This is a genomic window from Vulcanisaeta moutnovskia 768-28, assembly GCF_000190315.1.
In the GTDB taxonomy this organism is placed as follows: domain Archaea; phylum Thermoproteota; class Thermoprotei; order Thermoproteales; family Thermocladiaceae; genus Vulcanisaeta; species Vulcanisaeta moutnovskia.
On sequence record NC_015151.1, the window covers coordinates 1785502 to 1802145 of the forward strand.

Annotated in this window: 15 protein-coding genes; 10 read left to right on the plus strand and 5 right to left on the minus strand. The window is 40.8% G+C overall.

Translation table 11 applies throughout. The features are described 5' to 3' along the window. Positions 1-44 precede the first annotated feature (44 nt). Positions 45-605 (minus strand): pyrimidine dimer DNA glycosylase/endonuclease V, encoded by a 561-nt coding sequence (locus tag VMUT_RS09350; protein ID WP_013605176.1) that lies wholly within the window; start codon positions 603-605, stop codon positions 45-47. Between the two features lie 192 nt (positions 606-797). Between VMUT_RS09350 and VMUT_RS09355 the strand changes: the two genes are divergently transcribed. Together VMUT_RS09355 and VMUT_RS09360 are read left to right on the plus strand one after the other, a co-directional pair. After that, a complete protein-coding gene (locus VMUT_RS09355) occupies positions 798-2279 on the plus strand; it encodes a complex I subunit 5 family protein (RefSeq protein WP_013605177.1) in 1482 nt (493 codons plus the stop codon). Beyond that, the gene (locus tag VMUT_RS09360) at positions 2279-4285 is read left to right on the plus strand and encodes an NADH-quinone oxidoreductase subunit 5 family protein (RefSeq protein WP_148224729.1); all 2007 of its coding nucleotides are present in this window, start codon (positions 2279-2281) and stop codon (positions 4283-4285) included. Before VMUT_RS09355 ends, VMUT_RS09360 begins: the two co-directional genes overlap by 1 nt. Positions 4286-4317: 32 nt before the next feature. On the opposite strand, the gene VMUT_RS09365 is transcribed toward VMUT_RS09360, so the two are convergent. Together VMUT_RS09365 and VMUT_RS09370 are read right to left on the minus strand one after the other, a co-directional pair. Continuing rightward, entirely contained in the window at positions 4318-5484 is a 1167-nt protein-coding gene (locus tag VMUT_RS09365; RefSeq protein ID WP_013605179.1) for an LUD domain-containing protein, read from the minus strand. A 49-nt stretch (positions 5485-5533) separates the two neighbouring features. Further along, entirely contained in the window at positions 5534-6550 is a 1017-nt protein-coding gene (locus VMUT_RS09370; RefSeq protein ID WP_237699638.1) for an AIR synthase family protein, read from the minus strand. Between the two features lie 69 nt (positions 6551-6619). Here VMUT_RS09370 and ilvA point away from each other — a divergent pair, with 69 nt between their 5' ends. From ilvA to VMUT_RS09385, 3 genes are read left to right on the plus strand one after another with little or no spacing between them, the layout of a single operon-like run. Further along, entirely contained in the window at positions 6620-7858 is a 1239-nt protein-coding gene (gene ilvA, locus VMUT_RS09375; protein WP_013605181.1) for a threonine ammonia-lyase, read from the plus strand. Between the two features lie 34 nt (positions 7859-7892). Next, positions 7893-8276, plus strand: coding sequence for a RidA family protein (locus tag VMUT_RS09380; protein WP_013605182.1), 384 nt, complete (start codon positions 7893-7895; stop codon positions 8274-8276). A 58-nt stretch (positions 8277-8334) separates the two neighbouring features. Next, the gene (locus tag VMUT_RS09385) at positions 8335-9060 is read left to right on the plus strand and encodes a PD-(D/E)XK nuclease family protein (protein ID WP_013605183.1); all 726 of its coding nucleotides are present in this window, start codon (positions 8335-8337) and stop codon (positions 9058-9060) included. Between the two features lie 72 nt (positions 9061-9132). Here VMUT_RS09385 and VMUT_RS09390 read toward each other — a convergent pair whose 3' ends face one another. Next, positions 9133-9597 carry a UCP014422 family protein gene (locus VMUT_RS09390; RefSeq protein WP_013605184.1) on the minus strand — a complete coding sequence of 155 codons (465 nt, stop codon included), beginning with the start codon at positions 9595-9597 and terminating at the stop codon, positions 9133-9135. Positions 9598-9682: 85 nt separating this feature from the next. On the opposite strand from VMUT_RS09390, the gene VMUT_RS09395 reads away from it, so the two are divergent. Together VMUT_RS09395 and VMUT_RS09400 are read left to right on the plus strand one after the other, a co-directional pair. Beyond that, positions 9683-10945, plus strand: coding sequence for a molybdopterin molybdotransferase MoeA (locus VMUT_RS09395; protein WP_013605185.1), 1263 nt, complete (start codon positions 9683-9685; stop codon positions 10943-10945). A gap of 47 nt (positions 10946-10992) precedes the next feature. Beyond that, positions 10993-11454 carry a hypothetical protein gene (locus tag VMUT_RS09400; RefSeq protein ID WP_048056999.1) on the plus strand — a complete coding sequence of 154 codons (462 nt, stop codon included), beginning with the start codon at positions 10993-10995 and terminating at the stop codon, positions 11452-11454. Between the two features lie 5 nt (positions 11455-11459). Here VMUT_RS09400 and VMUT_RS09405 read toward each other — a convergent pair whose 3' ends face one another. Then, positions 11460-12875, minus strand: coding sequence for a DNA double-strand break repair nuclease NurA (locus tag VMUT_RS09405; RefSeq protein WP_013605187.1), 1416 nt, complete (start codon positions 12873-12875; stop codon positions 11460-11462). A 129-nt stretch (positions 12876-13004) separates the two neighbouring features. Here VMUT_RS09405 and VMUT_RS09410 point away from each other — a divergent pair, with 129 nt between their 5' ends. The 3 genes from VMUT_RS09410 to VMUT_RS09420 are packed head-to-tail and all read left to right on the plus strand — an operon-like array spanning position 13005 to position 16373. Then, positions 13005-13757 carry a hypothetical protein gene (locus VMUT_RS09410; RefSeq protein ID WP_013605188.1) on the plus strand — a complete coding sequence of 251 codons (753 nt, stop codon included), beginning with the start codon at positions 13005-13007 and terminating at the stop codon, positions 13755-13757. 57 nt (positions 13758-13814) lie between these two features. Then, positions 13815-14642 (plus strand): thioredoxin family protein, encoded by an 828-nt coding sequence (locus VMUT_RS09415; protein WP_013605189.1) that lies wholly within the window; start codon positions 13815-13817, stop codon positions 14640-14642. Between the two features lie 18 nt (positions 14643-14660). Then, complete coding sequence (locus VMUT_RS09420) at positions 14661-16373, plus strand: radical SAM protein (protein ID WP_048057000.1); 1713 nt, start codon at positions 14661-14663, stop codon at positions 16371-16373. Positions 16374-16644: the final 271 nt, after the last annotated feature.

Consider the following 16644-nt stretch of genomic DNA (forward strand, 5'->3'; position numbering starts at 1 on the left):
CGTTGGTTCTGAGGGTTATGATGAGAGACGGGCGAGAAGGATGATTAATCACGCTTAGGAAAAATAGAGCTACAGGTTATAATGCCTTTTTTAAGCGCATCAACAAATTTAAGGTAATCATTGTAAACATCCCTAATCCACTCATTAATGCCCTTAAAATACACGGGGCTCGTCGAAACAAGCTCAAGGATCTCATCATTACTTAACTTACCAATGTAGTAACATGGATCCTTAAGCAATAAGACTCTTCGATATTCCCTAGCAATTATAGGCGTGATGGGCGTGCCAGGGATACCGTTTACATACTTAAGATACACCTCAACGTCATTCAGGGAAATACTGTTTCTAAATCCTCTACTCTCCCACTCATCAACTAGTGCATAGAAATAATTAATTAAGTCATCGATATAGGGATTTCCATTATTGTAATACATAAGTACAATGGGATGATTAACCCACCCACGCTTGCCATCATTAATAATGCCCATCCTCCTAAGTATTGCCAACAAGACCTGCTTGGTTTCAACTCGTTGTTTACCAAGCCGTAGATTATCCAGGAATTGCGCCGATTTTCTATACTCAATGTATGGTCTAAACACCTGCATTGGCTATGTACGTATTACTTTGTTTTATTTCATTTTCCATGATTATTAATGATAGAGGTAGTACTTAAAAATACGGTCTTTCCTTAAGGCACGTATGCTAATGAATAGTACCGAATTGCAAAGGTATTACTTAATGACGTATCAATGCAGAAATGTATCATTAATCAAGAAGGCAATGACAGGTGATGAGTAATGCTCATGCAAAGTGATCCAGTACTATTAGCATCTTTAGCCTTACCTTTCGTGGCTTCAGTAATAGCTGGAATAATAGGTAAGAGGTTCAGTAGGGTTGCAATGATTATAACCTCTATATCCTTTATACCATTATTTATATACTCATCATACTTACTAGTACTTGGTAAGGCTTACTTAATTCCACTTGGCGCCCTGCCAAGACCAATAGGTATGGTCTATTTGATAAGTGATGGCTTAAGTAATGCATTTGGTTTGGCAATAGCGCTTGTTGGAATAGCGCTGGAAATAGCTTCTTATCCATACATGAAGCATAGATTCCATGTATTAGAACTAACTGAGCAATTCGATGTATATTACCTACTCTTTACCTTATGCGCGGCAAGTATGGAATTAATGATATATTCATATAACTTATTGTTAATGTATATAGCCCTAGAGGTTTCATTAATAACACCTGTCATACTAATTTATTACTATGGTTATGATACGCAGGGTATGACAAGACGCTGGATTGCACTTCTTTATTTCGTATATGGAATGTTAGCAAGTACATTATTCCTAATAGGCGCCGTTATGGTTGGTCTAGAGAATGGGACAATGGATCTCTATACAATAAAGAGCATATCAGTTATAGCGTGGGCATTAATGTTCATAGGATTATTAATAAAATTACCAAGCTTTGGTCCACATGTATGGATACCTTGGGTTCATGGATCTCATCCAACTCCAGTAGCGGCGTTAATATCAGGGCTTGTTGGATTAATGGCTTATGTACTAGCTAGGATATACCTAGTCTCTCCATATTTCATAAACATGTTTAGATTACCAATACTCGTTTATGCAATAGTTGGTGGGATCATAATAAGTCTTGGTGTGATTAGGCATAGTTACCACTATAAGTGGTTGCTTGCATATTCAACAGCGGCTAACTCCACGTACTTATTAATAGGACTTGCACTAGGTCCTTATGGAATACTTGGACTAACAATGCATTATATATCACACTTATTCGGCAAAACAATACTCTTCATGACCGCTGCATCAATAATTGTTTACTATGAGGAATTTGACATGAAAAAAATGGGTGGTCTTCAGACGTATATGCCATCGGTTGGTGCAGCTGCTGTACTCGGTTGGATGGCGCTTTCAGGAATACTAACATTATCAATGCTTGCCGAGTTTTACCTATTTCTTGGATTAATAAATGTTATACTGCCTTCATATCCATTATGGGTATTCATAGGTTTAGCCAGTGGATTAGCTATCATATTTGTGTTAACGGGGTACTACGGCTTCTGGGCTCTTAAGCAGGTGTTTTATGGGCAATCTAGGGGTAATTACCATAAGGTAAGCGTTGATCCTAAACTCGTAATACCATTATACGTACTTGGTCTAGCCGCGATAATACTTTTATTCCCACCAGCATCCACATACCTCGTGCATTCAGTACTAATGAGTATTAGTATGATAATGAGGTGATGAGCATGTTCGAAACCTTACTTGGTGAATTAATGGGATTAATGTTGTTATCACCTATAGTACTTGCTGCACCCATAACTATTTATTGGCTATTTAACCAAGATCCGAGGAAAGCTAAGCCATTAGCTTATCTAGCGGTTATTGGTCTCGGAGTGTCCGCAATCATAGCCACTTACATAGAAATTGCATTTCCATGGATGAACATAGCCTATAACATGCCTTGGATGATCATACCCACTCCCAGTGGTAGTTTCACTATATATGTATCGTTTATTGTTAACTTTCTCAGCAGGAACATGGGATTATTAACTGCTTGGTTGGCCTTCATAATAGGAGTATATAGCCTTGATTATTTAGCCGATGATTACAGACTTGGTTGGTTCTGGTTCTTCTATAACCTCTTTGCAGCGTCCATGTTACTCATGGTATATGCTAATGACTTATTGTTCATGTTCATTGGATGGGAGGGTCTTGGCTTTAGTTCCTGGGCTCTCATAGGGCATTGGTATAAGGATGATGATGAATTATCATACGTAGGGAGGTTTGGTGAGAGACTAATTTTGAATAAACCGGCCTGGACCACGCCATCCTATGCAGCGTATAGGGCTATAGCCACGATAAGGTTTGGTGATATGCCAATGTTAGGTGCAATAGCCGCAATAGGCATATTAGGTGGTTCCCTAATATTGACCCCTGTAAATGGTGTTTCAGCCATAAACTGGCCTCATGTGATTTCAGTACTTGGTGTTGGTGGTACCGTTGCCTTATTACTGGCATTCATGCTTGGTCCATACACAAAGAGTGCCCAGGTTCCGTTTAATGATTGGTTACTCACGGCAATGACGGGCCCTACCTCGGTCTCAGCATTACTACACTCAGCGACTATGGTTGCGGCCGGTGTCTACATATTCATGAGGCTGACGGAGTCGTTGTACATGGCTGGCGCATTAACGAGTGCAGGTGTTGAGATTGTTTATTTAACAACCGTGTATATAGGGCTATTAACGGCATTGTTGGGGGCGTTGTTTGCCACGATGATTGATGAGAGGAAGGTTATCTTGGCAGGATCGACTATGTCCTCCCTAGGTTTTATGATGGGTGTAACAGCGTTAACGCCATTTATACCCCAGACGCTCACGGTGGGTATGTACGTAGTACCGCTGGCCGTGCTTGTGGCATTCTCATACTTAATAATTCACGCACTTGCTAAAGCCACATTATTCCTAGTCAGTGGTCACTTAATACATGTAACCCACACCAGGTTTAACATGGGTGATTGGGAGTTCGGTAAGAGAATGAAGGCTGCATTCTACGCAGCATTGGCCGCAGCCATATCCCTCGGTGGTGTACCTCCATTAGCTGGCTATTGGATTCATGCCGCGATGGACGAGGTCGCCACAGAAACCGTTTCTGTTGTCGGTTATGGCGCGTACATTCTCATGTTGTTGGCTAGCCTAGCCTATGTGGCGTTCTTATCAAGATTTGTTTCACTTAATTTCATAAAAGGTGAGAGACCGCACACACATGAGGAGCATGGCAAGTACCCACTTATGGTTGCGGCCTACATAATTACAGGAACGGCAGCGCTCGCCTCATTAGCGATACCCTTCGTGTTACAGCCAGCTATATTCATAAGTGCAGGTGTTGATCCTATAGTCATCGCTGTGGGTATTGTGTTATGGATAATCTTCATAATAGCCCTAATAAAGCCTAGGGTTGGTAATTTGGGATTAATAACTAGGATATTCGAAAGGAGGTATTACATACAGACCTTCATGGACGTCGTTTTGGCAGGTTTTGGGCTCGCTTTGACATTGGCCGCGTTTTACATCTATAAGGGTTTCGATATATTATTCAACTTCCTGATACCAGACGCATTTAATGCGTTGTCTAGGTATATTAGGTCAATACAAAGGGGTTATTTAAGAACGTATTTAGAGATGCTGCTCGTTACGTTGGCAATCGCAATATTGGTGATCCTAATAATAATAGCATTATTGATGTAGATTTAACCTTCAACAGCGCTTTTTCGTTTTACTTACTTAATTTTCAATTGCTTTAGATACTCCTCCTTAACATGGAGTATTAACTTAGGTAAATCAATACCCATAGGGCAGACCTCCTTACAATTTCCAGAGTGTGTACATAACATGGCGGCCGGCCCTGCCTCCATTATTCCTCTGGTTACGGCCGTCCATGGTATACCCATAGGACCTGTATATGGTGGTTTACCAAACCTTGGACCAACAGCCCAATATGTTGGGCAATGCATACTGCACCTACCACACCTGATACATAGTAATATTTCCCATAGAATGGGATCCTTGGCGGCTTTTCTTCTACCATTATCAATAAGCACCATGTGGAACTCCTTAGGGCCTTGGGCTGGTGATACCCTATACATCTCAACGTCAGCTGTACTACTTGGTCCAGCCGTTAAGTTGACGTACGTAGGTGGGTAAAGCCCAGCGTAGGCCGCCTGTATTAGTGTTTCAATCATAGCGTGGTATAATGTTGGTACTATCTTTTCAACACCATCGTAAACAATATGTACGGTGGGTACCACACTGGTCATCCTAATGTTTCCCTCATTCTCAACCAATAACACCGCACCTGTATCGGCAGCTATGGCATTGGCGCCCGTAATTCCCACATTGGCCTTAAGGAATTTATCCCTTAGGAATTCCCTGGCTCGCTGCGCAATAGCCACTGGGTCTGGCGGTACATCAATACCGAGCTTTTCCTTCATCACCTGGGCTATCCTCTCCTTGGTCATGTGAAGCGCAGGTGCTAGTATGTGACTCGGTTCCTCATTAGCAATTTGTATCAAGAATTCGCCAAGATCCGTCTCCCAGACCTCGTTACCTAGATTTTCGAGGTACGGTCTTAATCCGGTCTCCGAGGCTACATTGTTCTTACTCATGACTATGACTTTGCCATTGCCGACAATCTTGCCGACAATATCCTTAGCTTCATTAGCAGTCTCAGCAAGATAGAACCTACCTCCTATTCGTTCTACGGACTTCTTAGTGAGGTCTATGTAGTAATCAAGGTTTTTAATGACCTCCTCCCTAGCCTTTCTCAATTCCTTAGCTAAATCAAGAAGATACGGATGTCTCTTAAGTATTTCAAAAACGGCAGGTATATTCGAAGACTTAGCCCTAGTTATAGCAACATCCCAATTCGGTGGTGCCACTACCTCCATCACATCCCAATTAATTCATCCCATTTAAATACAAAACCTAACATGTACGCTAGTACTTCTCGTGCCAGAGCTTCATAACCTCATCCTCAATAAAGCCGCTAACATTACCAAGTACTTCACCATCCTTAACCAAATCAACACCTGGCTCGCCCTTAACAACCTCACCAATGATTGAGTAATTAATACCAAGTCTCCGTAACTTATAGTCCACGGCATTAACCACACTCCTGGGTATTGTAGCCACTAGCATGCCTGAACTTAGTGACTTAAGTGGGTCGAGACCCAACGTATTAAATAAATACCGCGTTTCTGGAAGTATGGGTATCCCATCAACATTTATCCTTAACCTAACACCACTAGCCTCGGCAATCTCAAGAAGACCCTGTAATAACCCACCCTCGGTTGGATCGTGCATTGCATTAGCAACATCGGCTAGCTCGAGTGCTTCCTTAACAACACTAAGATTCCAAATAAGGTCCTTGGCCCTATCAAGAACATCCTTAGGTACACCCCTCCTAATTAGCTCATTAGTAAAGTCGCTAGCCAGTATTGCCGTGCCTTCCATAGCTACGTACTTCGTTACAAGGATTAAATCACCTACCTGGGCGTCAGACGTGGTTATGTAGCGATCCCCAACGCCAATGGCTGTGGTTGATGCAATAACTCTATCAAGACCTGGAGCATACTCTGTATGACCACCAACAAGCGAACCTCCTAATTCCATGAGTGCGGTATTTACGTCCGTCATTATCTTCCTAATACCATCCTCATTAGTGTCTGTGGGCAATAGCAATGTTAATAAAAACCACCTCGGCCTAATACCTCTAACGGCTATATCATTAGCTACTATATTTATTGCAAACCAACCAATCCTCTCAATAGCGCCGGTTATTGGGTCCGTATGCATTGCCAAGTATTTGTCGCTAATCCTGATAATTGCGGCATCCTCACCTACCTTAGGGCCGACGATTACATCGTCATCCTTAACGCCTAAATTCGTAAATACAATTCTCCTTAGTACTTCATTACTTATCTTAACCATGACGCCAACTCTGGCATATCGCATATTTTAAATTATTAGGTTAGGATGGTTCCTGAGTAAGACTTAATACTATGCAATACGTATCAACATGTTATGACTACACCACGCGAGATCTATGAACGATCATTAGATGCACTAAAGCTGATTAAGGATGCTCAATCAAGGGGTTTAATACATAGGACACCCTTAATAAGGTCCGAGACTATCAGTAATATTGCTGGTACCAATGTATGGTTGAAGCTCGAGTCTCTCCAAAAAACTGGCTCATTCAAGGTTAGGGGTGCTTACTTTGCGATTAGTAATGCGGTCAAGAGAATGAGTATAAACCACGTCGTTACAGCCTCAGCAGGTAATCACGCGCAGGGCGTAGCCTACTCAGCAAGCCTAATGGGTATAAAGGCCACGGTGGTAATGCCCCAGTACACGCCATGGATAAAGATATCAAGGGCGAAGAGGTACGGAGCCGACGTTGTCCTTCACGGTGAATCCTACAGCGAGGCTGAGGAATACGCAACTAAATTGGCTAGGGATTTGGGTGCGTATTACGTCCATGCATACAACGATCCTGACGTGATAGCTGGGCAAGGCACAATAGGCTTTGAGATACTCGAGGATCTTAAGGATGTCGATTATGTAATAGTACCCGTCGGTGGTGGTGGGCTAATATCAGGGATAGCCTCTGTAATAAAGACAGTAAGCCCCAGAACTAAGGTTATTGGTGTTCAATCAGATGGCGCTCCAGGAGCATATTTAAGCTTAAAGAGTGGTAGGATAATTACGATAGAGAGGGTAGACACGATAGCGGATGGTATAGCCGTTAAGAAGATTGGTGATTTAACGTTTAAACTAATGAGTGAGTTGCTTGATGATATAGTGTTGGTTAACGATCTTGAAATTGCCAAGGCCATATTAACAATAGCGGAGAGCGTTAAGGTAATTGCTGAAGGTGCAGGTGCGGTTGCCGTTGCTGCGTTGATGAGCGGTAAGGTTAAGGTTAGTGGTAATGTGGTAGCTGTGGTTAGTGGTGGTAATATAGATATGAATATGTTATTTAGAGTAATAAGTAAGGCCCTGGCCCTAGAGGGAAGGATTGTGAAGATAAGCGGCTTATTACCAGATAGACCTGGCATGCTTGGTAAGGTAACATCTGTGTTAGGTGATTTAGGCGTTAATATTCTCGATATATTTCATGAGAGGTATGACCCAACAATAACGCCGGGCTATGCCATGGTGTCGTTTATAGTGGAATTACCGCCCGAGGAGAATGCCCTTGATAAGGTTATGAATAAACTTAAGGAACTTGGATTTAGCTTTAGGGTTGAGAAACCATAATGCTTTAAAGAAAAGTGAATTATTGTGAATTGCCATGCCAAGAACAACAATATTTACCGATAAGGCACCTAAACCAATAGGCCCATATTCACAGGCTGTGCGTGTTGGTAATACTCTATTCATTAGTGGGCAGATACCCATTGACCCATCAACTGGGCAGTTGGTTAAGGGTAGCGTTAAGGAACAGACTGAGAGGGTTCTCGAGAATATTAAGGCTATCCTTGAGGCTGCAGGTTATTCCTTGGTTGACGTGGCTTGGGTATTCGTGGCACTTAAGGATCTGAGCAGGTTCTCGGAATTTAATGAGGTTTATTCAAGGTACTTTAAGGAGAATCCACCTGCGCGCATTACTGTTGAGGTGAGTAACTTACCTGGTGGCGCCTTGATAGAGATATCTGCTATAGCCGTTAAGGATTAATGAAATTAAAATTAATTCATTATCCTTATTAATGACTAGGTATTAATCAAACATTGTCTTGGTAGGTAATTCAATGATTAGATTCAGTAGGGATTACGTAACTGTTTCTGAAATAGCCCAACAGCTATATTGTGAATACAAATTGCATTTATCAGTCGTTGAAGGTAGGGTGCAAACACCATCCATGGAAATGGGAATAATAATCCACGATGAGGTATTTAAGGGAAGGAGAGTGAGTACAGAGGAGTTTCTCAATGTTGTTAAGAGCAGTGAGATTGTAATAGCCACATTACCGTTAATAGCAAATATAAGTGGTATTACTGTATTGGGTATACCCGACGCTGTGGTATTTATGGGTGGAATAGCCAAGGCTGTTATTGAATTAAAGACAAGTAATAAGTGGTTGGATAGATTATTCGATAACGAGTATGTACAGGCACAATTATATGCATATCTAATAAATAAAATGGGATTAGGTAAGGATCCATTGGTTATTGTGATAAAGACTAAGCGTGATATTAACATCACCGAGAAGTTACGTAGGAATATTCTCTCTATGGCAGTTAAGTATTTAATGAATTCTGTGGAATTTCCTGCTAAGGTTAGGTTTAGGGATTTCATAGTCTACATTAATGAGTTTGATAGATCAATAGAGGTTCACCTTAAATGGGCATTGGATTATTGGCTGATGCGTAGAGAACCCAAGGCCTCACCATCACTTGGTAAATGCGCCGTATGTGAATTTAATAATAAATGCCCATTTAAGTCATTCGTACAGGAGTGATGCTTAGGCCGTAATTCTCTAATTAATTAGGATAAATCATGAATTACTTAATGCAAGTTTTGGTTCTAAAAATTACTCTTCAGCAACTTCATGATACTTCTGTACTCGTTTTAGGTTCATACGCCTTAATACCGATAGTACTTGATCAATGTATTTATTTACCTCGGTTTCATTCAATTCTCTATCCTTAATTATTACCTCCATAACCTTTGCATAGTTCTTATATTCCTCATTCAGTTTTTTCCAGGGAATGCCCCTTAGGGACTGCATCAATTTCTCATTAATCGGTAGTAACCTCTTAGTCATTAAAAATGATATTATTGGATAACCAACATAACCCCTATATATAGTACCATTGTCCGTACTGTCGACCTCCCTCCTAGAAATATCCACATAGACCTTATATGTTCTCGTACCATCTGACGACCTAACCAATGCCTCCTTCTCATTAACTTCCTCAACCCTACCATCAGCAAGGGCTCCAAGGGCCTCAAGAACCTTAATCCTAGGTGGTGTTTTTAGGTAGTTAGAGCTCACGTACTTATTGTAATTACCTTATTTTTAAGTCATTTTAATAGTCTGATTAAAGTTAAATGGCGCCTATGCATTGGGTTTAATTAGCATGGGCTTTAAGGAGACAAAGATCGTGGATCAAGTACTCAATGAGGCTATTAAATATATTAAGCACGTGCCTAGAGTCGTTGATTCTACAATAACTGAAGCACTTAATAAGTACTTGGCTGAGGATGCAGTGGCTAAATTTGATGTACCTGGATTCAATAGGTCGGCAGTTGATGGTTATGCAGTAAGGAGCGTAGATACCTTTGGGGCATCATCAACAAATCCAATAACGCTGAGGGTGATAGGGTTTATGTCGGTTGGTGATGATCCAAGCAAATACTCATTAAATCCAGGTGAGGCCGTGGAAATAAGCACTGGCGCTCCATTACCTATTAATGCTGATGCAGTGGTTATGTATGAAGATACACGCAGGGCAGGGGATTATGTTGAGGTTTTAAGACCTGTACCACCCATGGGTAATGTATCAAGGAGGGGTGAGGACGTTAAGGCCAATGAGGTAATGTATAGGAAAGGCATGAAAATATTGCCTTGGGATTTAGGTGTATTAGCGTCAATGGGTATTTATAGGGTTAAGGTATTCTCACCAAGAGTTGCAATAATAAGTACGGGTAATGAGCTTGTGGAAGTAACTGATGTGTTAAGTAAGGGACCGCCACCTGGCCGGGTAGTTAATAGTTCAAGGTTTGTAATTGAGGGTTTGCTCAAGTCTCTTGGTTGCGAACCAGTTTACCTAGGCATTGTTGGTGATTATGAGGAGAGGATAGCCGAAACCATAGATAATGCTCTCAGGGATTATGATGCAGTAATTACAACGGGCGGTGTTTCGGTGGGTAAGGTTGATTATACAATAAAAGCCGTAATGAGACTAAAACCTGAGTATATTAATCACGGGCTTTCAATTAGGCCTGGAAAGCCAAACAGCATAGCAGTGGTTAATGGAAAACCTATCTTTATGCTTAGTGGTTTTCCTGTTGCAGCCGCAACAGGTTTTGATGTGCTTGTAAGGCCTATACTACTTCATATGATGGGGGCTACTGATGATCCAAGGCCCATTGTCAGGGGCATTCTAACCAGGAGGGTATCAACGCCAGTTAATACTAGGTCATTTGTGAGGGTTAGGGTTTACTTGGGAAGAGATGGTAAGGTGTATGTGGATCCACTTGCATTAACAGGTAGTGGGGTACTGAGTACGTTGGTCAGGGGTAATGGTATTCTCATTGTTCCTGAGAATAGGGAGGGGTTTGATGAGGGTGATGAGGTGGAGGTTACATTAATTAGACCATTGTTTGTAGAGGGATCGTAATAAGATAGCTTTTTTAACTTGCTTATTTAGCCATCATTTTGAGGGTAATGTCATCTTCAATTCCTGAATACTTAAGACAGTCTGTGAAAGTTAAGGAGATTATTGATGACATAGAGATTAATTCGTTTAAAGTGCCTCCACATAAATTCTTTGTTAATGAAGAATTAACATACTTATCCTTACCCCTTAATGTTGAGGAAAAGGTTATCATAAATAAAATAAATGAATTAAAGCTTGGAAGAAAAACAATTGAAAAATTATACGCCATAAGGCTTGATTCAGAGCCATGGCAATACAACGAACTTGAACTACCCGACTTACTTAATAATGAGGTTGATGGTACCTCAATGGAGAGTAAGGGTAACGTTATATTCTCGGCATACATTCATGTTAATGGTATTAAGAATTTCCTAAAAATAATCGCCTTTAAGTATGTAAGTTACGTAGAAGTAGACATTGTGAGACTTGCTGGTTATCGGGGAATAGTCAGGTATATAGTGCACTTCTAACTGGGTCATTCTTGGAAATCCTCAGGTTGGGGATTTAGGTTGATGTTGAAGGCCATACCGAATCTTCTCTTGGTCTGTATTCTTAACTTACTCACCGCAGTCATTGCATACTCGAGAAATTGATCCTCACCAAAATTGGCATATTCATGGGCAAGCCAGAGTAATTTATTATAATGAATGGGGTCCTTGTACATGCTCATAAGTAGTCCTAGGTGATTACTAATATCAATTTTATCATAGAATAGTTTCCAGGGAACTCCTTGATTAAACATTGGCCAGTCATAGTAAGGTATTTCCACTGATATTGGAGTATCACTTTCATTAAATTTTATGTATAGCATGATTATTCTTGGAAAATTAATTAATACCTTCCTAACTTTATTTAGTTCTTCATCAATATTTAGATTATCATAGTCATCAACGGTTCTTAATCCAGCACTGTCTTCAATTCTATCCTTAATGAATTTTAATAGGTTATCTATTTGTGTTAATGATTTATGGTTTAGATACGCGTCCATTGCGCCTATTAGTAGTTTCCTGGTCATACCTGCCCTAATGCCCCGCATTCTAACTAACTCCTCTAGAAGCATAATATCAGATATTGATTGACTCAGTGCCATTCTAATGCCAATTCTAATTAAGTCTCTGTGTGTTCCATTGTAATTCTTTGCCAATGAGATTAGCTTATTTCTATAATTCCTGATCCAAACAATACTATACCAATCAATACCCCTATTGAGTATATCAAGGAGTTCCTTACTGACATTAACAAAGGGCACGTCACTGAGTATTAACTCCTTAAGTGCCTTAAATAGTATGTAGTCCTTAAATATCTTTAACTTAGAATCCTTAGCCACAAAGATTACATTAACTCCTAACTCCCTAGCTCTCTCAAGAACATTATATAGGCTTTCCAATGCCCTTATAACCTCAGGAATGTAATAAAGATCTAAGAAACCCTTCGTTAATATTAACTCGTGGATTAACGCTGTAATCTTAGCATATAAACTACCATCTAACAGCAGGAAGTCATATTTACCTCTCTCAATGGTCCTCAGTGCAACCTCGCTCTCTATATACGACAATAATACCCACTTAATAACGGGTGTAAATACGGGTATCCAATCAACAATCACATCCTTAATTGGTTGCTCACCAATATTATTAACTGCAATAGCCCTAGCGATTATTATGGCACTTCCATCCCTAAGTTCAAGTTCCCTAACGCCTCCATCAATAGCCACTGCCTTATTATTATCATGCCTAGAGAAGGTGGGGAGTGATTTCCATAAATCCCTAATATCGCTGGCATCAATAATTTTACTTAATACACCATGCATTGTATTAATTCTTCTTAGACTGTGGTTCTCATTCAATTCCATTAATCGTTTATAATAAATGTCATAAAATATGTCGGCCACTAAATCATTAATGGTTTAACGTTATAATAGTTTTTGCTTATGTACATACTACTGGGTACAGTGTAAGTTTTAATGCCGTGTAGGTAAACATTTATTAATAGGTTGGCGTGAAATCCTCGGTAATGTATTATGAATTTAAGGTACGTATTAATAACAGCGATAGTGGTAGTGGTAATAGTAGTCCTGATTTTAGTCTTTGTCCCGCATATAATTTATAAACCAACAGGTCCTAGCTTTAACGAATTATTTGCTTATACCAATAATAATACATACACAGCTAATTATAATTATTATGTTTATTCAAATATAGCTGGGCAGGTAAGTACTGAAGAATACCTCTTCTTATATAGCCAGAGAGGACCTATGGATAGGTACATAGTTGTTACGACCACGAGCTCTCCTCAAATGAGCCTTTACATAGTAACTACGCAATTAAGTAATGGAACGATGGTGCAGTGTGTAGCCGAACCCATGTACGCTGGTTGTTTTCCTGCAAATCAGACATTCAATTTAGTATACCTAGCACTCCCCATAGTTAATTCATCATCATTCACATTAATTGGTACCCAGAAAATACTTGGGTATAGTGCATATTGTTATGCTTCAAGGAATGTCACAACACTGGGAAGTGTAATGCCCAGTGCCGTCCAGGCGGGACTTGGTTCAGTCCCTGTAAATGTTACAAGTGAGATATGCATGACGCAGGATGGAGTACCACTTCTAATAAAGCTGAGTGTATTCACAACACTAAGTGTTAGTGGTTATTCAGCACCATTAAACCTTACGCAAACATTACAGGTGACTAGTATTCAGGATGGGGTTTACCTAAGTAATAATGCAACAACACTACTCAACTCACTGGGTATTAATGCCACAGGGTGAAGGATTTAATGGCAATCGCGATTCCCTTAAAAATAAGTTGCTATTAACCGCGATGCCGTGAACAAAACAAACATAGAGATCTTCATACACCCAACCTGCTCAACATGCCATACATTAATTAGATTACTGAAGCAGTGGAATTACCTAGATATTGTTAAGATAATAGATACCTCTAGGGATCCGTACACTGCAATGGAGAGAGGAGTTAGATCGGTACCGAGTATTTTCATTAATGGCGAGTTAGTATTTGCAGGGATAGTCGACTTCAAGAGACTTAAGGCAATGCTCGATGGCGAGTACTCAAGCAGTGTGTTCGAGGGTGACTTAAGGGAACTTGAGGAGAGATTTTTCAGGGGTGTTCTCGATAGCGTGGCTACAGCACTTTGGCTTTATGTTAATGAGGATTGTAATGCCCTCCTTAAAGATAGGGAATTCACAATGGCGATAACCAACATATCCATATACAGTAACCGCGAGGAGTTGTATGATGAATTACGTAGGTACTTAAGTGACGTTAATACATGTAGGGAAGCCATAAGGAGTAGAGAGGAGAGGTTCTTTGCCGTAATCACCAAGAATTTCACGAGAGAGATTTACTGGCTATATAATAGGTTTCTTAGTTGGAATGATATCTCTAAGTTATATAATAAAGAGGTTATTGCTCACTGGATGATTGTACGTAGTGCCCTTGGTAGGGTTGGCCTTAGGGTGTACCCAATTAGTAATGAGAAATTTAAGGAAAAAGTTGAGAAGGTTTATAATTACATGAGCCAAGCATTTGATGAGTACATGAGGCAGGTCATTGATGAACAGGCAGGTATATTTAATGACCTGGAGTATGTTGAAGTTATTGATAATACAATGAAAAATATAAAGGTTCCTTAAATTAAAATCAATAGGGACATGGACCGAGTGGTAATACTCGATGGGTATACTGATGAACCAGCTGGACTTGGTGTACCACCATACCTAGATGTTTATCCACGTTATATTGCTGGTGCTGTGTGGAGTGTTGATAAGTCTATTGATGTTAAGTACTTCACTATTGACCAGGTTAGAAATGATTGGGTTAATTTCGTTAAGATTGCCAATGAAGCCCATGTACTCATTGTCATAGCGGGCATCGTAACGCCAGGTAAGTATCTTGGTGGTGAACCAATAAGGCTTGAGGAAATTGAGAAGATCACAGGTGTAATTACCAGACCCATAAGGATTCTCGGCGGCCCTGTGGCTAGGTTTGGTTATGGTTCGGCAGGTGGTACAATAGCAATTCCAAGGAGTAAGTTCCAGGGGTATTATGACTTGGTGGTTACGGGTGACGTAGACTTAGTAATCTATGAATTACTAAGAAATAATTACCAATTATCGAAGGTCTCGCCAGCCCTAATGCACATTGATTATGAATTAATCAACCAATTTGCAGTGTTGGGCTCACGTATAATTACACAGCATCCCAATTACGGTAAGAACTTAATCATTGAGCTTGAAACCTACAAGTCCTGCCCAAGGTACATCTCAGGTGGTTGTTCCTTCTGCGCCACGGTTAGGTATGGCCCGGTTAGGTATAGGGAGGTGAAGGCCATTATTGCAGAGGTTGAGGCATTGTATGGTCTTGGGGTTAGGCACTTCAGACTTGGTAGGCAGGCCGACTTCTACACTTACATGGCCCACGACACAGGTAAGCTGGAATTCCCAAGGCCTAACCCAGGGGCTATTGAGGAGTTACTCGTTGGTATTAGGAACGTGGCGCCCGAATTGGAGACTCTACACATTGACAATGTTAATCCAGGCACCGTTTATCACTGGCCCAGGGAGAGTATTGAAGTTACGAAGGTATTGATGAAGTACCACACGCCCGGTGACGTGGCTGCGATGGGTATCGAGACCGCTGATCCAAGGGTTGTCAAATTGAACAACCTAAAGGTGATGCCTGACGAAGCCTACTTCGCAGTTAGGACGATTAGTGAGTTGGGTAGGGTTAGGGGGTGGAATGGAATGCCTGAGCTACTGCCTGGCATTAACTTTGTCATTGGTTTGCCCGGCGAGACTAAGGAGACCTTTAGGTTAAACATTGAATTCTTAAGGAGATTGCTTAATGATGATGTTTGGGTTAGGAGAGTTAACATTAGGCAGGTCCTTGTGCTACCACCGACACCGCTGTGGAATCAAGCCGATGAGATTAGGCAATTACTGAGGGTTCACAGGAAGTACTTCCTAGCCTTCAAGTACTGGGTTAGGAGGAACTTCGACCATGAGATGCTCAGGAGGATTGTGCCAAAGGGCACAATACTAAGGAGAGTATTCACAGAGACTCACTATGGGGATGGGACGTACGCAAGGCAGGTAGGTTCATACCCACTGCTAATTTACATACCCACCAAGATAGAGCTTGGGAGGTGGATTGACATTGTCGTGTCTGAGCACGGCTTTAGATCTGTGATTGGCGTGCCATACCCAGTTAACGTTAATGAGGCGCCAAAGAGACTCCTTAAGTATATCCCTCACATGAGCAGGGAAATACTGAACAAAATAATTGCGGCAAGGCCAATAAAGGATCGCGAACAACTAAGAAGTATAATAAACAATGATGAATTGAGTAAGTACTTAACGTTATGAAAAATTGCACGATTATGATGATATAAATCGTTTTAAGGATATAAACTACTCTAGAGTTAAGGGTTAAAGGAAATGCGTGAAGAGGCAGTTAAGGAGCTTGAATTAGCACGGCACCTTCTTGAAATAGGTTACCTTAATTATGCAGCATTTCACTCACACTAGGCTTTTTTGCAGAAAAGGCTTTGAAAATCCGGGATAAGTAATGGGTATGGGCTTATCGAACTTTAGGAGGGTGTAATCATGATAGCGGTGTTTATCCCTAATAGTGATC